A 17,668-nucleotide genomic window follows, 5' to 3' on the forward strand; every position below is an offset into this window, starting at 1 on the left:
CAGGAGCCATGCCATGACCCAGGGATTCGTCGACCTGTCGATGTACGTCGCCCCCGAGCGCATCAACCAGGCCAGCGCGGCCTGGCTGCAACGCATTCTGTTGCTGCTCGATGCGCGGGGTGAAGCGGTGGGTACGCAGCCGTTGCTGCAGGTCTGGCGCTCGCCGCAACTGCTGCTCAGCCAGACCTGCGGCTACCCGTTGATGACCGCGCTGCGTGGGCAGGTACGAGTGGTCGGGCAGCCACGCTATCGCCTGCCATATGTGCGCGAAGGTCAGCACTGCAGCCTGCTGCTGGTGCGCGAGGATGATCCGCGCCAGGACCTGGCGGCATTCTTCGACAGCCACGGGCTGGTCAACGGCCCGGACTCCAACTCCGGCATGAATCTGCTGCGCCACGCGCTGGCACCCTTGCAGCGTGAAGGGCGGTTTTTCTCGCAGGTCAGCCATACCGGTGGGCACCGCAACAGCATGTGCGCCCTGCGCGAGGGCCAAGGCGATCTGGCGGCCATCGACAGCGTCACCTACGGCTACCTGGCGCGCGATCACAGTGAGGAGGTCGAGGGCCTGCGCATCCTCGGCCAGACCGCCTGGGGGCCGAGCCTGCCGTACATCACTGCCGGTTGGCGCAGTGCCGAAGAGGCCGAGTGGATTCGCCACGCGATGAACCAGGCCCTGGCCGAGTTGCCGGCGGTGGCCGAGGCCCTGGCCATCGATCGGGTGCTACCGGCCGCGACGAACGATTACCAAGTGCTGCTGGATTACGAGCACGAAGCGAAGCGGCTTGGTTTAGTCACTCTCGAATAATGAAAACGGAATATAAAAATCACTTTTAAGTATTTTTAAAGCATAAGCCGCCAGACTAGGATGCGCTCACCGGACGACCGGACCTCTTTGTATCCACTCCTGGATGGAAGCCTCATGTCCGGTCGCGAAAACCCTCATGGCGAATATGTCGGCAGTCTGTTCCGCAGCCACTACCCCTGGCTGTGCGGACGCCTGCGCCGACACCTGGGTGACGGTGCCGCCGAGGACATCGCCGCCGACACCTTCGTGCAACTGCTCAGTGCGCCGGTCCCGGAGCCGATCCGCCAGCCGCGCGCGCTGCTGACCACCATCGCCCAGCGCCTGATGTACCAGCTGTGGCGCCGCCGCGACCTGGAGCGCGCCTACCTCGATGCCTTGCTCGAGGATGACGACCATCTGGCGCCATCGCCCGAAGCCCATGCGCAGATGATCGAGGCGTTGCAAGCCATCGACACCCTGCTCGACGGCCTGCCGGCCAAGGTCAAGGCGACCTTCCTGCTGTCGCAGCTCAACGGCCTGACCTATCCGCAGATCGCTCTTGAACTGGGGATCTCCCAGCGCTCGGTGAGCGACTACATGGCCAAGGCTTTCAACCGTTGCCTGAAACTTTCCCTGGACTGACATGCGCGACCCCGATGAGCAGCAACACCTGATCGAGCAGGCGACCCAGTGGCTGGTGCTGCTGCGTTCGGGCCAGGCCGAGGCGCGTGATCACCTGGCGTTCCAGGCCTGGCGTCGCGCCGACCCGCGGCATGAGCAACTGTGCCAGCGCCTTGAGAACACCCTCGGGGTGTTCCAGGTGCCGCGTAGCCAGGGCGTCGACGGCCGTGTGGTGCAGCGCGCCCTGGCAGCGCCTTCGGGGCGTCGGCGTTTTCTCCAGCGTGCCTTGCTCGGGGCCGGTGTGGTGGTGGGTGCGGGCTTGGTCGGCAACCCGATGTCTGGCCTGCACCTGGGGGCCGATCTGAGCACCAGTACGGGTGAACGTCAGACCTTGAGCCTGCCCGATGGCAGCCAGTTGGTGCTCAATGCCCAGAGCCAGGCCGACGTGCGCTTCGACAGCCAACTGCGTGTGCTCGAATGGCGCGGTGGCGAGGGGTTGCTGACCGTGGTCGATGAGTCGCGGCCGTTTCTGGTGCGTATCGAGGGCAGTACGGTCAGTGCGCGATCGGCGCGCTTGCTGGTGGCAGAGCGTGCCGGGCAGTGCCGGGTCTGCGCACTGGCCGGGGTGCTGGAGATCAGCAGCCAGGGTGGTGATCGGGTGCAGTTGCGCAAGGGGCATGCGGTGAATTTCGACCGGGTGAGCATTGCCTCGGTTGAGCTGTTGCGGCCAGGCGAAGGGGCGTGGGTCGATGGTCTGCTGGAAGTGCGTGACAGCCCGTTGAGCGAGGTGGTCGATGCATTGCGGCCCTATCGACGCGGCGTGCTGCGCCTGGATCCTGCGGTGGCTGGATTGCGCGTGAGCGGGCTGTTTCGGCTCGACCAGAGCGAGCTGGTGTTCGAGGCGCTGGCGCGGACCTTGCCAATTCGTGTGAGCCGGCATGGGGAGTATTGGCTGAGTATCGGGGCGGTGTGAACCAGGATCGCGGGCGGGCTTTTCCAGGTTCTAACGACATAACCAATCGATCTGCAAGATTCTGCGCACCCGCGCCACACCACTGCTGTAAACGCTGCCGAGGGGGGCAGCGTCATGGATTCCTTGGGGGGAATCGTTGTGCGCCGTATCCAGAAGAAGACCACTGCTACTCACTCGCGCTTCAAGCGCAATGCCCTGGCCCTCGGCCCGTTGCTTGGACTGCTGATCAGCACCGCCCAGGCCGCCGAGCCGGTACAGGCCTACCACATCAAGTCCGGTCCGCTCGACCAGGTGCTGCTCGACATCAGCCGCCAGAGCGGCCAGGTGATCTCCTTCACCCCGGAGGTCGAGCGCTTCTCGTCCTCGGCGGTGGAGGGCGACCTGACCACCCAGCAAGCCATCGACGCTGCGCTGCGCGGCACCGGCTTGCAGCTTCAGGTCAGCCCGGGCGGCGCCTTCATCATCAAGGACGAGACCGCCGCCGCCAGCGCCCGGCGCGCGCCCAGCGGACCGGTCGGGCAAGCCAGCGCTGCTGCGGCACCCACCCTTGACCGCGTGATTGCCCTTGGCACCCGGCGCAGCGACGCCACCGCGCTGACCAGCGCCGCGCCGGTCGATGTGATCGACAGCCAGGAGCTGGTCAAGACTGGCGCCACCACCTTGAACCAGGCGCTGTTCCAGTTGCTGCCCTCGTTCAACTTCCCGCAGAACCAGAGCGCCACCCGTGGCCAGAACCCCAAGGGCGCCTCGCTGCGCGGCCTGTCGCCGGACCAGACCCTGGTGCTGGTCAATGGCAAGCGCCGGCATGCCTCGGCGGTGGTGAACATCTCCGGTGGCGTGCCGTTCATTGGTGCCCAGCCGGTCGACCTGGACATGATCCCGATCAGCGCCATCGACCATGTCGAGGTGCTGCGCGATGGCGCCTCCGCACAGTACGGCTCGGACGCGGTGGCCGGGGTGATCAACATCGTGCTCAAGGAGCGCGACAGCGGCGGGCAGATCAACACGCAACTGGGCAAGTACGGGCAGGGCGACGGCTTTCGCAAGAACGTCGATGGTTGGTATGGCCTGGGTCTGCCGGGCGACGGCTTCCTGACCCTGAGCTTCAATGGCGTCAATGCCAAGCCCACCGACATCGGCGACAAGTACGTCGCCGACGGCCAGTTGCAGGAGCACCGTTGGGGCGGAGCCAGCCGCGACAAGTTCAACCTGGCAGCCAACGCCGAGGTCGGCCTGAACGACCAGTGGCGGCTGTACAGCTTCGCCACCTATGGCCAGGACAAGTCGATCAACAACACCCCGCCGCTGTTGCGCGACAACCCCAACAACGTGCAGGCGCTGTACCCCGAGGGCACCATCCCCAAGTACCGCTTCCGCTACGAGGACGCCTCGGTCACCGTCGGCTCGCGCTTCGAGGACGAGGCCATCGGACGCCTGGACATCAGCGCCACCTATGGCCGCGACAAGCATGACGAAGTGGCGTTCGACACGCTCAACCCCAGCTATGGCGTGAATAGCCCGACCAAGTTCGACATTGCCACGCTGATCAACAGCCAGACCAACCTGGCCGTCGACTACGCCCGTGACGTGGGCGTGGCCTGGTCGACCCATCCGCTGACCGTGTCGGCGGGCGTGGCCTACCGTCGCGAACAGTACGAACTGCAACCGGGCGATTTCAGCTCCTACTCGTTCGGCGGCATCGACGGGGTGCAGGTGGGTGGGGTGCAGGCTTCGGGCCTGACGCCGGACGATGCCGGCACCTACAAACGTGAGGTGGGCGGGGTGTATTTCGGCCTGGAAAACCAGGTCACCGACAAATTCCAGGTAGGCCTGGCCGGGCGCAGCGAGCATTACTCAGACTTCGGTTCGGCCACCACCGGCAAGCTTTCGGCGCGTTACGAGTTCACTCCGCAGGTCGGCCTGCGCGGCACCCTCAACAGCGCCTACCGTGCGCCGACCCTGGGCCAGATCGGCACCTCATGGACCACCACCACCAACGTCGACGTCAATGGCAATCCGGTGCTGACCCGCATCCTGCCGGTCGACCATCCGGCGGCCCAGGCCCTGGGCGCGCAGTCGCTCAAGCCGGAAAAATCCACCAACTACTCGCTGGGCCTGGTGCTGCGCCCGACCGAGCAGGCGTCGCTGACTATCGATGCCTACCAGATCGATATCCGCGACCGCCTGCTCTACAGCGGCGGCATTTCCGGCCCGGACGCCGAACGCATCCTCACCGCTGCAGGCTTCGGCCAGTACAGCTGGGCGCAGTTCATGACCAACGCCGCCAACACCCGTACCCGTGGCGTGGACATCGTCGGCAAGTACAACCTGGGCCTGGATCGCTATGGCGACCTGGCGCTGACCGCCGGCTACACCAAGGCGCGCACCACCATCGAGAAGATCCATGGCAACCCCTTCGGTTTCGACGTGCTGACCCGCGAGGCCCAGGGCTTCCTCGAACATGGCTATCCCGAGGACAAGCTGATCCTTGGCGCCACGCACACCTACGGCCCATGGACCGTCAGCCTGACCCAGACCCGCTACGGCGAGTACCGCAAGTACGCAGCCTCGGCGACCAACGCACAGTATGACCAGACCTTCTCGGCCCAGTGGATCACCGACCTGGACGTCAACTATGCGTTCACCAAGCAACTGCGCGTTTCGGTAGGCGCCAACAACCTATTCGACAGCAAGCCGGATGACTTCAACACCCGCCTGCGCCAGACCCCGGGCCAGCAGTACAGCTACCTGGCGCCGTCGGCACCGGAAGGAGCGTTCTACTACACCCGGCTCAGCTACGACTTCTGATCGACAACGAGACTGCACATGACTGCGATGAAGAAACTCCTGGGCGGCGCGCTGCTCGCCCTGGGCCTGGCCAGCCAGCCGTTGCTGGCGGCCAGCCCACCAGCCCCGATCCATTTCGGCGCGCTCACCTGGGAAAGCGGCAGCCTGATCACCGAGATCCTGCGTACGCTGGTCGAGAAGGGCTACGGTTATCCGACCGACACCCTGCCGGGCAGCACGGTCAGCCTGGAGGCGGCCCTGGCCAAGGATGACATCCAGGTGATCGGCGAAGAGTGGGCCGGGCGCAGTCCGCTGTGGATCAAGTCCGAAGCCGAAGGCAAGGTGATCGCCCTCGGCGACACGGTCAAGGGCGCCAGCGAAGGTTGGTGGGTGCCGGAATACGTGATCAAGGGCGATCCTGAGCGCGGTATCGAGGCCGTGGCGCCGGGGCTGAAGTCGGTGACCGACCTTGTTCGCTACAAGGATGTGTTCCGTGACCCCGAGTCGCCGCAACAGGGGCGCTTCCTGAACAGCCCGACCGGCTGGACCTCGGAGATCGTCAACAGCCAGAAGCTCAAGGCCTATGGCCTGGCCGACAGTTTCGTCAACTTCCGCTCCGGCTCCAGTGCTGCACTGGATGCCGAAGTGTCCGCACAGATCCGTCGCGGCAAGCCGGTGCTGTTCTACTACTGGTCGCCGACTCCGCTGCTGGGCCGCTACAAACTGGTCCAACTGGAAGAGCCGGCCTTCGATGCCGAGGCCTGGAAGACCCTGTCCAACCCGAACGAGGCGCACCCCAGAGGTACGCGCTCGCTGCCGGCGCGCCTGTCGATCGGCGTCTCGGCGCCGTTCCATACGCGTTACCCGGAGCTGGTGCAGTTCTTCGACAAGGTCGATCTGCCACTGGCGTTGCTCAACCAGACCCTCGCCCACATGGCCGAGAAGCGCCTGGATCCGCGTGTGGTCGCCGAAGCGTTCCTGCGTGAGCAGCCCCAGGTGTGGAGCGCCTGGTTACCGGCCGATGTGGCCGCCAAGGTCAAGGAGAACCTGAAATGATCGTGCGTATGCTTGTCACCCTGTTGCTGGCGCTGGGCACCACCCTGGCCCTCGCGGCGGATCCGCAGGTGCTGCGTATCGGCTACCAGAAGAGTTCGGTGAACATGGTCCTGGCCCGCGAGCATCGCCTGCTCGAACAGGCGTTGCCTGGCACCCAGGTGCAGTGGATCGAGTTCCCAGGGGGGCCGCAACTGATCGAGGCGCTCAACGGTGGCAGCCTGGACGTGGGCAACATTGGTGACATTCCGCCGATTTTCGCCCAGGCGGCGGGTATTCCGTTGCGCTACATCGGTATCGAGCCCAGCGACGGTCGCAGCGAGGCGATCATCGTGCCGAGCAGCAGCCCGGCCAAGACACTGGCGGATCTCAAGGGCAAGCGGATCGCCTTGCAGAAAGGCTCGAGTGCCCACAGTCTGCTGCTCAAGAGCCTGATCAAGGCGGGCTTGCAACTGAGCGATGTAGAGCTGGTGTACCTGCCGGCCGCCGATGCCCGCCCGGCCTTCGAGCAGGGCAAGCTGGATGCCTGGGTGATCTGGGATCCTTACTACGCAGCCGCCTTGCTCGATGGTAGCGCCCGCATCCTGAGCACCGGTGAGGACGTGCACCCCAGCGGCACCTACTACATTGCCAGTCGGCCGTTCACCGAGCAGTACGGTGCGACCATCGACAAGGTGCTGGAGGCGTTGCGCCAGGCGCAGAAGATTTCAGTCGAGCAGCGTGAGCAGAGCATCGACGGCATGACCAGGGTGCTGGGGCTCAAGCGTGAAGTGGTGGAGCTGTATTTCGAGCATCGCTACAACGCGCCGATCCGCCCGCTGGATGCCGCGGCGATCGAAACCCAGCAGCGGATTGCCGATCTGTTCTTTGCAAACCGCTTGATCCCGCGTGCGGTGCAGGTGCGGGAGATTGTCTATCCGCAGTGATGAGGCGTGTGTTGATCTCTTCGCTCATTTCTTGTGGGAGCGAAGAGATCGACACTGGCCTATCGAGCGATCCCGGCCCCCCGCCAGACCCGATCGCGTCCGGCGCTGTCGGTCATCGCCGCCAGCACCTGCAGGGCATCTTCCCCTTGTTCGATGGCCAGCCCCAGGCGAATGCTGTCCACCACTCGGCGCAGGCGTACAGGGTCGTTGCGTTGGGCGGCGCTGATCAGTCGCTTGGCGACCACGCCGGTATCGTTGGAGAGGGTCAGCATGATGCTGCCGTCGAGCCGCTCGATGCTCAGGTTGACCCGGTAGTACGGGGCGAAGGCGTCGCTGATGAGGTCGAAGGGATTGGTCATGGGCTGGCATCTGCAAAGAATGTTCACCGATTGACCGGGAGACCGTGGAGATGGTTCAGCGACGTTGATCAAATGATGAGTTCTGTGGCCTGTCCCGGCCCGAAACCCTGGAAACGAAAACGCCCGGTGCCAGGCACCGGGCGTCTGTGTGTCACCGATCACTCTTCTTCAGTGTGCTGCACCACGCTGCGCTTGCTGCGCAGCTTGCCGTAGAAATGTTCCAGCGCATTGTTCAGCTTGCTGGCCGCACCGTCGATCGCATGGTCCAGCGAGGTGGCGGTATGGCTGACGGAAATCGGTTGATGACCTTTGGGGCGAGCCTCCATTTGGCAGCGTTTGTCATGCGGGCCGGGCTTGTCGCCGTTCTCGTCACGCAAGTGGACCTCGATGCGGGTGAGGTCGTCCTCGTAGCGCTGCAGCGTGCTTTCCAGCGTACTGCGGACCCATTCGTTCAGACGGCTGCTGCTGTCGATATGGTTGCTGCTGTTGACCTGGATTTGCATGATTCAATCCTTATTCAGCTTGCTCGCGTGGAGGCGTGCCTAGGCCCTTGAGGCCCTTGGGGAAAGCTTCGCCTCTTGACTCTAAGGTCAGGGATTGGCGCGCCGAATTCAAGCCCCTTTTTCGATAAATTTTTTGTAGCAATTCGCAGGGTTGAAGCTGTTGATGCAGGAGCGACTGTCTTGTTCAAAATCTAAAGACCAGCCCAATCCCCCTGTGGGAGCGGGCTTGTCCCGCGAATACGGGCGCAGCCCGTGCCAGACACCGCGGTGTCTTTTTCGCGGGCAAGCCCGCTCCTACAGGTACCGTACCGATGCCGAGGACCGTGCACGGGCTGGTAGCGCACAAGGCCGCTCCCAAGTGTCGATCCTCAGAATGCTACCGAAGTCTGCACATACAGCGTGCGCGGCTCGCCCACGTACTTGCCCTTGTTGTTGTCGTCGAACGAACGGGTGTAGTACTCGCGGTTGAACAGGTTCTTCACCCCCACCGCCACCTTCAGGTTCGACAGCTGCGGCCCGAAGTCATACCCGGCGCGGGTGCTGACCAGCATGTAGCCCGGAATCCGTCCGGTGCTGCCATCGGCGCTTTCGCTCGCGGTGTTGGCGTTGTCGGCGTACTGGCTGCTCTGGAAGCTGCCATCCAGGTTCAACTGCCATGGTCCTTCGGTGTAACCAAGCCCCAGCGTGCCCTTGTGGCGCGAGGAGAACGGCACCTGGTTGCCCTTGTTCGGGCCGTCTTCGCGGATGGTGGCGTCGACGAAGGCGTAGCTGGCGTGCACATCGAAACCGGCCAGCGACGGGCTCAGGCCGTCGAGGGCGTAGCGCACGCTGGTCTCGATACCCTGGTGGCGGGTTTCGCCGCGGGCGATCACCGAGTCGTTGGTCTGGTTGCTTTCGTACTGGTTGTCGAAGTTGATCAGGAAGGCGCCGATCTCTGCCTGCAGGTCGCCGCTGTCGTAGCGGGTACCGACTTCCCAGGTGCGCGCCTTTTCCGGCTTCACTTCGCCGCTGCTGACGCGGTTGGGCATCTGGCTGTACTGCACGCTGCCGAACGAGCCCTCGGTGTTGGCGTAGAGGTTCCAGGTGTCGGTCAGGTGGTACATGACATTCAGTGCCGGCAATGCGGTGTTGTAGCTGCCCTGGTAACGCTGGTTGCTGAGCTTGTTGCTTTGCTCGGAGTCGATCATCTCGTAGCGGATGCCGGGGGTGATGGTCCAGCGGCCGATGTCGATGCGGTCGTCCAGGTAGATCGCGTGGGCTTCGGTGGCGCCACGGGTGTCGCGGTCGTTGCGGCTGGCGGTGGTCGGCAGGTTGCCGGTCACCGGTTCGCGGAAGCGCAGTTCGTGGCCGGCCTCGTTGATGTAGCGGTAGCCCACGCCCAGTTCGTGCCAGCTGTCGCCCAGTGCCACACCTTGCGAGAAGCGGGTCTCGATGCCACGTACCCAGTATTCGCGTGGCGACAGCGAGACGAAGCTGCCCTGGTCGAGGTAGCCGCTGCGCAGGGTCTTGGTGAAGAAGCTGTTGACGCTGAACTGGCGATCGTCCTGCTTGTAGTCGTAGCCGACGTTGACCAGGGTGCGACGGCCCCAGAACTTGTCCTTCAGGCGGGTCGACTGGTACGGGTCTTCATCGAACGCCGCCTTGCTCAGGCCGCCGGGCATGTCGGCCTCGCCCTCGTAGTACTGGGCCATGGCGTGCAGGCTGTTGGCTTCGTCCAGTTGCAGCTTGCCCTTGAGGATCAGGTCGTCGATCTGCGTGTCGCTGTGTTCGCGCCAGTCGCCGCCGCGGGTACCGGAGTAGAGCAGGGCGCCGCCCAGGCCGTTGTCGTTGGTGCCGCCGACCAGCAGGTTGGCGCTGTTCTTGAAACCGTCGTGGCTGGACGAGGGGCTGATCTGGTTCTGCATGGCGGCCTTGAAGGTCGCTTCCTCGGGGATGGCGCGGGTGACGAAGTTGACGATGCCGCCGACGTTCTGCGGGCCGTAGCGCACTGCGCCGCCGCCGCGTACCACATCCACCGCATCCATGTTGCCCAGGCTCAGCGGGGCCAGTGACAGCTGTGGCTGGCCATAGGGGGCGAAGGGCACCGGGATGCCGTCCATCAGCACCGTGGAGCGCGAGGCCAGGCGCGGGTTGAGGCCGCGAATACCGAAGTTCAGTGCCAGGTCGTGGCTGCCGGTGCCGTTGTTTTCCGGGGCATTGACGCCGGGGATGCGGTTGAGCACCTCACGGGCGCTGTTGGCACCGCTGCGCTCGAACTCCTCGCGGCGGATCACGTCACGTGCGCCGGGATGCTCGAAGACGTTGTCCTGGCGTGCCTCGGCCAGCCAGTCGCCAACCACGCTAGAGGCACCCAGCTCGATCGCCGCATCGCTGCTGGAGGCAAGCGGCTGCAGGCTGTAGGCGTTGTCGGCCTCCTGGCGTGCCTGCAGGCCGCTGCCACGCAGCAAAGCCTGCAGCCCTTGCTGTACGTCGTACTGGCCTTCCAGCCCGGGGCTGCGCAAGCCTTGGGTGACGCTGGAACCGAACGAAATCAGCGCCCCGCTTTCACGGCCAAATTGGTTGAGAGCGTCTTCCAGGGTGCCGGGGGCGATGTAGTAGGCGCGCGGTTCGCCAGCCTGGGCGAAGTTCAGGCTGGTGGCGAACAGCAGGGCGATGGCGAGCGGCGTGGGGCGCAGGGGCATGGGGTCGGGTCCTGTAAGAAGGGTTCTGCCTGCTCTGTCACGCGAGGGAAGTGAAATGGCTCAGGTTGGAAAAAAATAGTTGTCGGCACAGCCTCAAACCGCCTCGACCTTGACCCAGTACCGGGTGAATCGCCGCACCCGTACCGGCAAGGCGACTTCCAGCATCTCCAGGATCCGCTCACTGTCATCCAGTGGGTACGACCCGGAAATCCGCAGCCCGGCGACCTGCTCGCTGCAGCCCAGTTGTCCGTGGCGATAGCGTGAAAGCTCGGCGAGAAACTCGCCCAGGCGCATCTGCGAGACCACCAGCATTCCATCGACCCAGGCGCCGATGTTGCGATCCAGCGCGCCGATACCTTGCCAATGGCCCGCTGCCAGGCGGGCTTGCTGACCGGCGAGCAACACCTGGCCCTGTAGCCGAGCCATGCCGCTGAACACCGAGACCAGGCTGTAGCCCTCGAACTGACGCACGTTGAAGCGGCCGCTGTCGAGGTGCAGGCTGCCATCGTCGCTGCGCAACACCAGCGGGCGGGTATCGCGGGCGACGTCCAGCGACAACTCGCCCTCGAGCAGGCGCACGTAACGTTGCTGCCCATCGAACCGCACATCGGCGGCGCTGCGGGTGTTCAGTCGCAACAGGCTGCCGTCGTCCAGCGGCAGGCGTCGGCGCTGGCCCACGGGGCTGCGGTAGTCGGCCATCAGCCCTGGCAACGGATTGTGTGATTGCAATCCGAGCCCGGTGGCACTGGCCACGCCCGCCAGCAGTAACGCCTTGAGCGCGCGACGCCGGGCCGGGGAGGGCGGTGCCTGCAAGGTGGCGTGCACCACGGGCGAGGTCGCACCACGCAGCCGCTGGTTGACCTGCTGGATGTGCGCCCAGGCGCGCTGGTGTTCGCCGTCAGCCTGCAACCAGTGTTCGAATGCCTGCTGCTGGGCCGGGTCGAAATCGGCCCCCTGTGATTCGATCAGCCAGTGCACCGCCTGCTCGGCAACCTGGGGTGAGATGCCTGTGCTCACAGGGCGAAATAGCAGCGCAGGGCTGCCTTGTGCAGGTAGCGTTTGACTGTCGCCAGGGAGATACCCAGTTCACGGCCGATCTCGGCTTGGCCCAGGCCATCGACCTGGGCCAGCAGAAACGCGCGCTTGACCAGCGGCGGCAGGTCATCGAGCAGGCGGTCGAGTTCGAGCAGGGTTTCGAAGATCAGCGCCTTGTCTTCCTCGCTGGGTGCCAGGCGTTCGGGCACCTGGGCCAGGGCTTCGAGGTAGGCGCGCTCCAGCTCTTGACGGCGAAAATGGTTGCACAGTACGCGCTTGGCGACGGTGGCGAGAAAGGCCCGAGGTTCGATCAACTGTGGCGCTTCGCGGGCCTGGAGCAAGCGTACGTAGGTGTCCTGGGCCAGGTCGGCGGCGCTCTGCGGGCAGCCCAGGCGACGGCGCAGCCAACCGGTCAGCCAGTTGTGGTGAGCGTGGTAGAGGCCTTCGACGGTGGAGGAGAGGGCACTGGACACCGAGGTGACTCCGGCGTCCGATGACGCGATTGGGAGTAAGAATTGTTCGCATTGTATTCCGGGCGACAGGGTGTAGCAATCCTGTTCGACCTGCGGGGTATTCGGGACAAACCCGGCTACGCAGGGATCGCAGCAGCTCATCTCCAATCTTTGCTTATGAGAATTGAAATCATTACTATTGCACCCTCTTGACCTTGCCCCGGACCGTCGCCCCATGAAAAGCAAAGCCGCCGGCCTGCCCCTGAGCTACCGCCTGGCTGTGACCTCGCGCAGCCTGGCTGCGTTGTTGGGCGGCTACCTGCTGGCCTCGGCGGCCAGCGTCTGTGTCAGCCTGCTGATGCCCGGCGCCCAGGTCGATGCGGCACTGACCGGGATGATGCTGTCGTTCGTGTTCTACCTGCTCGCCTTCATCTGGTGCTTCGCCTGCCGCAGCGCATTGCGCGCCTGGCTGGGCGTATTGTTGCCGAGCCTGGTGTTGGGCGCGATCGGCGGGCTGGCTTACTGGATGAAGAACCCATGAAAGAGGGCTTCCGCCAGGCCATGGCCTGGCTGCATACCTGGACCGGCCTGATCTTCGGCTGGCTGTTGTTCGCCATCTTCCTCACCGGCACGCTTGCCTACTTCAAGGAAGAGATCAACCACTGGACCAAACCGGAAATCCACAGCCATCCGCTGAATCCGGCGGCCAGCCTGGAGATGGCGCAGCGCTACCTGCAAGCCAACGCCGCCGATGCCAGCACCTGGTTCATCCGCCTGCCCAGCGAGCGCGAGGCGGCGCTGAGTGTCGGCTATCGCGATCCCAACGCCGGTGGCCGACGCGGCTTCACCAGCAAGGAGCTGGACGCGGCCAGCGGCGAGGTGGTCGAGGGCCGCGACAGCCGTGGCGGCGACTTCTTCTACCGTTTCCATTTCCAGTTGGAGATGCCCCACCCCTGGGGGCGCTGGCTGTCGACCTTCTGTGCCTTCATCATGCTGCTGGGGCTGGTGACCGGGATCATCACGCACAAGAAGATCTTCAAGGAGTTCTTCACCTTCCGTCCCGGCAAGGGCCAGCGCTCATGGCTCGATGGCCACAACGCCATTGGCGTGCTGGTACTGCCCTTCCACCTGATGATCAGCTACAGCAGCCTGGTGATCTTCATGTACATGGTCATGCCGGCCGGAATCATGGCCAGCTATGGCAGCCCCAACGGTTATTTCAACGACCTGTTCGGCCGCGACGAGGTGCCGAAGGTGGCCGGGGTGGCCACGCCGCTGGTCCCGCTGTCGAGCCTGTACGCCAAGGTCCAGGAGCAAGCGCCAGGCGCACGCATGGGCTTCATTCAGGTACAGAATCCTGGCGACCAGAATGCCCGTGTCACCTTGAACCGTGCCTCGGCCGACAGTGTCGCGTACAAGCGCAGCGCCAACTGGACCTTCGACGGTGCCACCGGTGCACTGCTGACCCAAGGTGCGCCGGAAAGCGCCGCGATGATGACCTCCTTTACCTTTGTCGGTCTGCACATGGGCAACTTCGCCGGGCCATGGCTGCGCTGGTTGTACTTCGTCTTCGGTGTCGCCGGCACGGCGGTGATCGGCACTGGCCTTGTGATGTGGCTGGGCAAGCGTCAGCTCAAGCATGCCAAGAGCGAGCGCATGCCTGCGGAGCTGCGCTTGGTCGAGGTGCTCAACATTGCCAGCATGAGCGGCTTGCTGCTGGGCGTGGCGGCGTTCTTCTGGGCCAATCGCCTGCTGCCGATCGGGCTGCAAGGGCGCGCCGACTGGGAGGTCAATGCGTTCTTCCTGGTCTGGGCACTGTCGCTGCTTCACGCCATGCTGCGCCCCGGTCGTCGCGCCTGGGGCGAGCAGTTGGCGCTGGGTGCCATCGTGTTCGCTGCGTTGCCGCTGCTCAATGCCGTGACCACAGGCCAAGGCCTGGACCATTCGCTGATCGCCGGTGACTGGGCGATGGCCGGCTTCGATCTCACGGCCCTGGCGACCGGGCTGTTCCTCGGCTGGGCGGCCGGCAAGATGCTACGCGCGCCCAAGCCAGTCGCCAAACGTTCGGCCAAGGTCAAGGCCCGCACCGAAACCGTGGAGGCGAGTTGATGCTGAGCCTGGCCCTGTCTACTTTTGCCGGCCTGGCTGCCTTGTGCCTGGCCATGGAAAAACACTTCACCGACCTGCTGGGTCGCAAGCCGCGGCCGGCCCAGTTGCGTGTCTTGCGCATCGCCGGCTGGCTGCTGCTGGTGCTGTCGGCGGTACTGGCCGTGCACTTGCGTGGCTGGGCGCTGGGGCTGGTGGAGTGGACGGCCGTGTTGATGGCCGGGCTGACCCTCTGGGTATTCGGCCTGCCGTACCAACCCCGCCTGCTGCTGAGCCTGGCGGCGGCGAGCCTGGTGTTGGCGCCGGTCGTGGCGGTGTTTGGCGCGTGAGCGAGCCCGACCTCGACGAGGCCGGTGGCCGGGCGCGCTTCCTGCAGGTGTTCCTGGCCCAGCGCGGGCGCATGGAGGCGCTGGTCAGCCGGCGCGTTGGCTGTCGTGCCACGGCCTCGGACCTGGTCCAGGAACTGTTCCTGCGCTTCTGGCGTCGGCCTGCGGTCAAGGTCGAGGCGCTCGACACCTACCTCTTGCGCTGCGCCGGCAACCTGGCGATCGACCACCTGCGCAGCGAAGGCAGTCGCGGTCGGGTCACCGAAGGGCTGTCGATCAGCGACGAGGCGCTCTCGGCCCAGGCGCCAGAGCAGGCGCTGGAGGTCGATCACGATCTGCGCCGCATCGAGCAGGCCCTGCGCGCCTTGCCGGAACGTACGCGACAGATCTTCCTGCTCAACCGCATCCACGGCTGCAAGTACGGCGAGATCGCCAAGGCCATGCAGGTGTCCCAGAGTGCGGTGGAAAAGCATATGATGCGCGCCCTCGAAGCGTGCAAGGCGAGTGTCGCCGAGCCCGCTACCCCATTGCGCAGGCCAGGGAGCGACCGTCGATGAGCCAGCCCTATCCGATCACCGCCGAACAGTCGCGCATGGCCCTGGGCTGGCTGAGCCGCATCAACGAGCATCCTCCGGCAGCCGAAGGCGCTGAGTTCAAGCGCTGGTTGTTGGCCGATCCGGCGCACCGCGCCGCCTATGCCGCGGCCCAGACCCTGTGGCAACAGAGCGAAGCGCCCGCCGCGCGTCTGGCCGCAGAGGAACGCGAGGGCCTCGAGCACTACCTGCAGGCCATGCGCCGACCGAAAGCCCGCTGGGGGCGGCGTGGCGGAGCACTGGCGGCAGCGGCCTGTCTGGTGCTGGCGCTGGGCAGCCTGGCCGGTTGGCAGCCGCAATACTGGTTGCAGGACCTGCGCGCCGACTATCGCAGTGACGAGCATGTGCGCCAGGTCACCCTGGCCGACCAGTCACGCCTGACCTTGGATGCCAACAGCGCCGTGGTCGTGGATTTCGACCATGGCGAGCGGCGCGTACGCCTGCTGCGCGGCGCGGCGTTCTTCGAGGTGACCCACACCGGCGCGCCGTTCCTGGTCGATGCGGCGGGTGGGGAAGTGCGGGTGCTGGGCACTCAGTTCGAGGTACGCGGGCAGGGCGACGGCGCCCAGGTTACCGTGCGCAGTGGACGGGTGGCGGTGACACCGATTACCGGCGCCGTGGCGCGTGAGCTGACCGCCAACCAGCAACTGGACTATGCCCAGGGCGTGGCGGGGGCGATCAGTGCCGTGGACAGTGAAAGTCGCCTGGCCTGGCGCCAGGGCTGGCTGAACTATTACCAGGTGCCGCTGGCGCAGGTGGTCGAGGACCTGGGACGGTATTACCCGGGGCGTATCCTGTTGCTCGACGAGGCCTTGGCGCAACGCAAGGTTAGCGGCAGTTTCCCGGTGGAGGAGCCCATGCTGGCGCTGGCGTCGTTGGGCAAGGTGATGGGCTTCGTGCCGCAGACACTGTTCGGGCGGGTGACGGTGGTGCGCTGAAATCGCCTTTACCCCGCAGACACCCTGGTGTCTGCGGGGGAGAGGCGGAGCTTCAGTTACCCGCTTTGATGCTGGTCCAGAGCCGCGTGCGAATGCGGTCGATCTTCGCCGGCATCGCTTCCAGGGCGAACAGCTTGCCCATCACATCCGCGCTTGGGTAGATCATGGTGTTCTGCTTGAGCGCCGGATCGACCAGAGCATCGGCCTTGGCGTTGCCGTTGGCGTACTGCACCGAGTTACTGATGCCGGCCATCACCTCAGGTTGCAGCAGGTAGTTCATGTAGGCGTAGCCTGCCTTCTCGTCCGGAGCGTCGGCCGGCATGGCGACCATGTCGAACCACAGCGGTGCACCCTCCTTGGGAATCGAGTAACCCACCTTCACCCCGTTCTTCGCATCGTCGGCGCTGTTCTTGGCCTGCAGCACGTCGCCGGAGAAACCGACCACCACGCAGATGTTGCCGTTGGCCAGGTCGCCGGTGTACTTCGAGGAGTGGAAGTAACTGATGTACGGACGCACTTTCATCAGCAGTGCCTGGGCCTTCTTGTAGTCATCGGGATTCTGACTGTGCGGCGGCAGGCCCAGATAGTTCAGGGCGATCGGCAGCAACTCCGGGCCGTTGTCGAGCATGGCCACGCCACAGCTCTTGAGCTTTTCCATGTTCTCGGGCTTGAACACCAGGTCCCACGAATCGACCGGTGCCTTGTCGCCTAGCACGGCCTTGACCTTGTCGATGTTGTAGCCGATGCCGGTGCTGCCCCACAGGTACGGGAAGCCGTACTGGTTGCCGGGGTCGTTCACCTCCAGCGCCTTGAGCAGCACCGGATTGAGGTTCTGCCAGTTCGGCAGCTGGCTCTTGTCGAGCTTCTTCAGGGCCTTGCCCTGGATCTGCCGGGCCATGAAGTGGTTGGAGGGGAAGACCACGTCGTAACCGGAGTTGCCGGTCATCAGCTTGCCGTCGAGGGTTTCGTTGCTGTCGTAGACATCGTAGGTGGGCACGATGCCGGTGGCTTTCTGGAAGTTCTGCAGCGTGTCGGGTGCGATGTAGCTGGACCAGTTGTAGATCTTCACCGAGTCGGCGGCACTGGCGACGCCAGCAGCCAGCATCAGGGGGGCGAGGAGGAGTTTGCGCATGTCCGGTTTACCTTGCTTTGTCTGTTGTTATCGAAGAACGGCAGGCGATCAGCGGATCAGAAAATCAGTACGTAGGTCTTGCGCACGGTTTCCTGGATATCCCAGATCCCGGTGCTGTTGGCCGGTAGCATCAGTGCGTCTCCGGCTTCTATGACCAGGGGCTCGCCACCGTCGGGGGTGAAGGTGCAGCGGCCCTTGATGAAATGGCAGAACTCCTGTTGCACGATCTGCCGGCGCCAGCGCCCGGGCGTACATTCCCAGATACCGGTTTCGACGCCATCGTTGCGTTCGACGCAGGTGACCGAGGTCACTGCGACGGGTTCTCCGAGGGGGACGGCGACCGGGTTGGAGGTTTCCAGCGCGGCGCTGTCGGTGTGCTTGAACTGGGTGATGCTCATG

The 17,668-nt window shown here is 64.8% G+C and carries 18 protein-coding genes; 11 read left to right on the forward strand and 7 right to left on the reverse strand.

Translation table 11 applies throughout. The annotated features are described in order from the left end of the window. The first annotated feature begins 13 nt into the window (after window positions 1–13). The 6 genes from ACMGGG_RS02650 to ACMGGG_RS02675 all read left to right on the forward strand — a co-directional run bounded on the left by ACMGGG_RS02650 (window position 14) and on the right by ACMGGG_RS02675 (window position 7,144). Window positions 14–805, forward strand: a complete 792-nt coding sequence (locus tag ACMGGG_RS02650) for a phosphate/phosphite/phosphonate ABC transporter substrate-binding protein (RefSeq protein WP_414154823.1) — start codon at window positions 14–16, stop codon at window positions 803–805. Between the two features lie 114 nt (window positions 806–919). Then, window positions 920–1,426 carry a sigma-70 family RNA polymerase sigma factor gene (locus tag ACMGGG_RS02655; protein ID WP_054893502.1) on the forward strand — a complete coding sequence of 169 codons (507 nt, stop codon included), beginning with the start codon at window positions 920–922 and terminating at the stop codon, window positions 1,424–1,426. A gap of 1 nt (window position 1,427) precedes the next feature. Further along, a complete protein-coding gene (locus ACMGGG_RS02660; protein WP_414154824.1) occupies window positions 1,428–2,378 on the forward strand; it encodes a DUF4880 domain-containing protein in 951 nt (316 codons plus the stop codon). 114 nt (window positions 2,379–2,492) lie between these two features. After that, on the forward strand, window positions 2,493–5,186 hold the full coding sequence (locus ACMGGG_RS02665) for a TonB-dependent receptor domain-containing protein (RefSeq protein ID WP_414155919.1): 2,694 nt from the start codon (window positions 2,493–2,495) through the stop codon (window positions 5,184–5,186). An 18-nt stretch (window positions 5,187–5,204) separates the two neighbouring features. Then, entirely contained in the window at window positions 5,205–6,221 is a 1,017-nt protein-coding gene (locus ACMGGG_RS02670) for an ABC transporter substrate-binding protein (RefSeq protein ID WP_414154826.1), read from the forward strand. Then, window positions 6,218–7,144 (forward strand): aliphatic sulfonate ABC transporter substrate-binding protein, encoded by a 927-nt coding sequence (locus tag ACMGGG_RS02675; protein ID WP_414154827.1) that lies wholly within the window; start codon window positions 6,218–6,220, stop codon window positions 7,142–7,144. Before ACMGGG_RS02670 ends, ACMGGG_RS02675 begins: the two co-directional genes overlap by 4 nt. A gap of 59 nt (window positions 7,145–7,203) precedes the next feature. Here the strand turns inward: ACMGGG_RS02675 and ACMGGG_RS02680 are convergent, their stop codons facing one another. From ACMGGG_RS02680 to ACMGGG_RS02700, 5 genes are all read right to left on the reverse strand, one after another. Beyond that, the gene (locus ACMGGG_RS02680) at window positions 7,204–7,503 is read right to left on the reverse strand and encodes a DUF3509 domain-containing protein (RefSeq protein ID WP_063543109.1); all 300 of its coding nucleotides are present in this window, start codon (window positions 7,501–7,503) and stop codon (window positions 7,204–7,206) included. 158 nt (window positions 7,504–7,661) lie between these two features. Beyond that, entirely contained in the window at window positions 7,662–8,006 is a 345-nt protein-coding gene (locus tag ACMGGG_RS02685) for an HPF/RaiA family ribosome-associated protein (protein ID WP_054893497.1), read from the reverse strand. A 368-nt stretch (window positions 8,007–8,374) separates the two neighbouring features. Next, window positions 8,375–10,687 (reverse strand): TonB-dependent Fe(3+) dicitrate receptor FecA, encoded by a 2,313-nt coding sequence (fecA, locus tag ACMGGG_RS02690; protein ID WP_414154828.1) that lies wholly within the window; start codon window positions 10,685–10,687, stop codon window positions 8,375–8,377. A 93-nt stretch (window positions 10,688–10,780) separates the two neighbouring features. Then, window positions 10,781–11,704, reverse strand: coding sequence for a FecR domain-containing protein (locus ACMGGG_RS02695; RefSeq protein WP_063543113.1), 924 nt, complete (start codon window positions 11,702–11,704; stop codon window positions 10,781–10,783). Beyond that, entirely contained in the window at window positions 11,701–12,195 is a 495-nt protein-coding gene (locus ACMGGG_RS02700) for a sigma-70 family RNA polymerase sigma factor (protein ID WP_063543115.1), read from the reverse strand. Before ACMGGG_RS02700 ends, ACMGGG_RS02695 begins: the two co-directional genes overlap by 4 nt. 214 nt (window positions 12,196–12,409) lie before the next feature. Between ACMGGG_RS02700 and ACMGGG_RS02705 the strand changes: the two genes are divergently transcribed. Genes ACMGGG_RS02705 through ACMGGG_RS02725 form a run of 5 tightly spaced genes read left to right on the forward strand, consistent with a single transcriptional unit; the run spans window position 12,410 to window position 16,137 of the window. Then, on the forward strand, window positions 12,410–12,715 hold the full coding sequence (locus ACMGGG_RS02705) for a DUF3649 domain-containing protein (RefSeq protein WP_054893493.1): 306 nt from the start codon (window positions 12,410–12,412) through the stop codon (window positions 12,713–12,715). Next, window positions 12,712–14,283, forward strand: coding sequence for a PepSY-associated TM helix domain-containing protein (locus tag ACMGGG_RS02710; RefSeq protein WP_414154829.1), 1,572 nt, complete (start codon window positions 12,712–12,714; stop codon window positions 14,281–14,283). Before ACMGGG_RS02705 ends, ACMGGG_RS02710 begins: the two co-directional genes overlap by 4 nt. Beyond that, entirely contained in the window at window positions 14,283–14,609 is a 327-nt protein-coding gene (locus tag ACMGGG_RS02715; RefSeq protein ID WP_414154830.1) for a DUF3325 domain-containing protein, read from the forward strand. Before ACMGGG_RS02710 ends, ACMGGG_RS02715 begins: the two co-directional genes overlap by 1 nt. Then, the gene (locus ACMGGG_RS02720; RefSeq protein WP_054893490.1) at window positions 14,606–15,163 is read left to right on the forward strand and encodes an RNA polymerase sigma factor; all 558 of its coding nucleotides are present in this window, start codon (window positions 14,606–14,608) and stop codon (window positions 15,161–15,163) included. Before ACMGGG_RS02715 ends, ACMGGG_RS02720 begins: the two co-directional genes overlap by 4 nt. Beyond that, entirely contained in the window at window positions 15,160–16,137 is a 978-nt protein-coding gene (locus ACMGGG_RS02725; protein WP_414154831.1) for a FecR family protein, read from the forward strand. Before ACMGGG_RS02720 ends, ACMGGG_RS02725 begins: the two co-directional genes overlap by 4 nt. A 52-nt stretch (window positions 16,138–16,189) precedes the next feature. Here the strand turns inward: ACMGGG_RS02725 and ACMGGG_RS02730 are convergent, their stop codons facing one another. Both ACMGGG_RS02730 and ACMGGG_RS02735 read right to left on the reverse strand, forming a co-directional pair. Continuing rightward, the gene (locus tag ACMGGG_RS02730; protein ID WP_054893488.1) at window positions 16,190–17,269 is read right to left on the reverse strand and encodes a polyamine ABC transporter substrate-binding protein; all 1,080 of its coding nucleotides are present in this window, start codon (window positions 17,267–17,269) and stop codon (window positions 16,190–16,192) included. 56 nt (window positions 17,270–17,325) lie between these two features. Continuing rightward, complete coding sequence (locus ACMGGG_RS02735; RefSeq protein ID WP_054893487.1) at window positions 17,326–17,667, reverse strand: cupin domain-containing protein; 342 nt, start codon at window positions 17,665–17,667, stop codon at window positions 17,326–17,328. Window position 17,668 lies beyond the last annotated feature (1 nt).

The organism is Pseudomonas sp. BNK-44-b, from assembly GCF_047456245.1.
Taxonomy (GTDB): Bacteria; Pseudomonadota; Gammaproteobacteria; order Pseudomonadales; family Pseudomonadaceae; genus Aquipseudomonas; species Aquipseudomonas machongensis.

Bases quoted from the DNA above. Each gene is read 5' to 3' on its own strand.
- ACMGGG_RS02650 (WP_414154823.1), top strand. From the start codon at position 14: ATGACCCAGGGATTCGTCGACCTGTCGATGTACGTCGCCCCCGAGCGC.
- ACMGGG_RS02655 (WP_054893502.1), top strand. From the start codon at position 920: ATGTCCGGTCGCGAAAACCCTCATGGCGAATATGTCGGCAGTCTGTTC.
- ACMGGG_RS02660 (WP_414154824.1), top strand. From the start codon at position 1,428: ATGCGCGACCCCGATGAGCAGCAACACCTGATCGAGCAGGCGACCCAG.
- ACMGGG_RS02665 (WP_414155919.1), top strand. From the start codon at position 2,493: ATGGATTCCTTGGGGGGAATCGTTGTGCGCCGTATCCAGAAGAAGACC.
- ACMGGG_RS02670 (WP_414154826.1), top strand. From the start codon at position 5,205: ATGACTGCGATGAAGAAACTCCTGGGCGGCGCGCTGCTCGCCCTGGGC.
- ACMGGG_RS02675 (WP_414154827.1), top strand. From the start codon at position 6,218: ATGATCGTGCGTATGCTTGTCACCCTGTTGCTGGCGCTGGGCACCACC.
- ACMGGG_RS02680 (WP_063543109.1), bottom strand. From the start codon at position 7,503: ATGACCAATCCCTTCGACCTCATCAGCGACGCCTTCGCCCCGTACTAC.
- ACMGGG_RS02685 (WP_054893497.1), bottom strand. From the start codon at position 8,006: ATGCAAATCCAGGTCAACAGCAGCAACCATATCGACAGCAGCAGCCGT.
- fecA (WP_414154828.1), bottom strand. From the start codon at position 10,687: ATGCCCCTGCGCCCCACGCCGCTCGCCATCGCCCTGCTGTTCGCCACC.
- ACMGGG_RS02705 (WP_054893493.1), top strand. From the start codon at position 12,410: ATGAAAAGCAAAGCCGCCGGCCTGCCCCTGAGCTACCGCCTGGCTGTG.
- ACMGGG_RS02710 (WP_414154829.1), top strand. From the start codon at position 12,712: ATGAAAGAGGGCTTCCGCCAGGCCATGGCCTGGCTGCATACCTGGACC.
- ACMGGG_RS02715 (WP_414154830.1), top strand. From the start codon at position 14,283: ATGCTGAGCCTGGCCCTGTCTACTTTTGCCGGCCTGGCTGCCTTGTGC.
- ACMGGG_RS02725 (WP_414154831.1), top strand. From the start codon at position 15,160: ATGAGCCAGCCCTATCCGATCACCGCCGAACAGTCGCGCATGGCCCTG.
- ACMGGG_RS02730 (WP_054893488.1), bottom strand. From the start codon at position 17,269: ATGCGCAAACTCCTCCTCGCCCCCCTGATGCTGGCTGCTGGCGTCGCC.
- ACMGGG_RS02735 (WP_054893487.1), bottom strand. From the start codon at position 17,667: ATGAGCATCACCCAGTTCAAGCACACCGACAGCGCCGCGCTGGAAACC.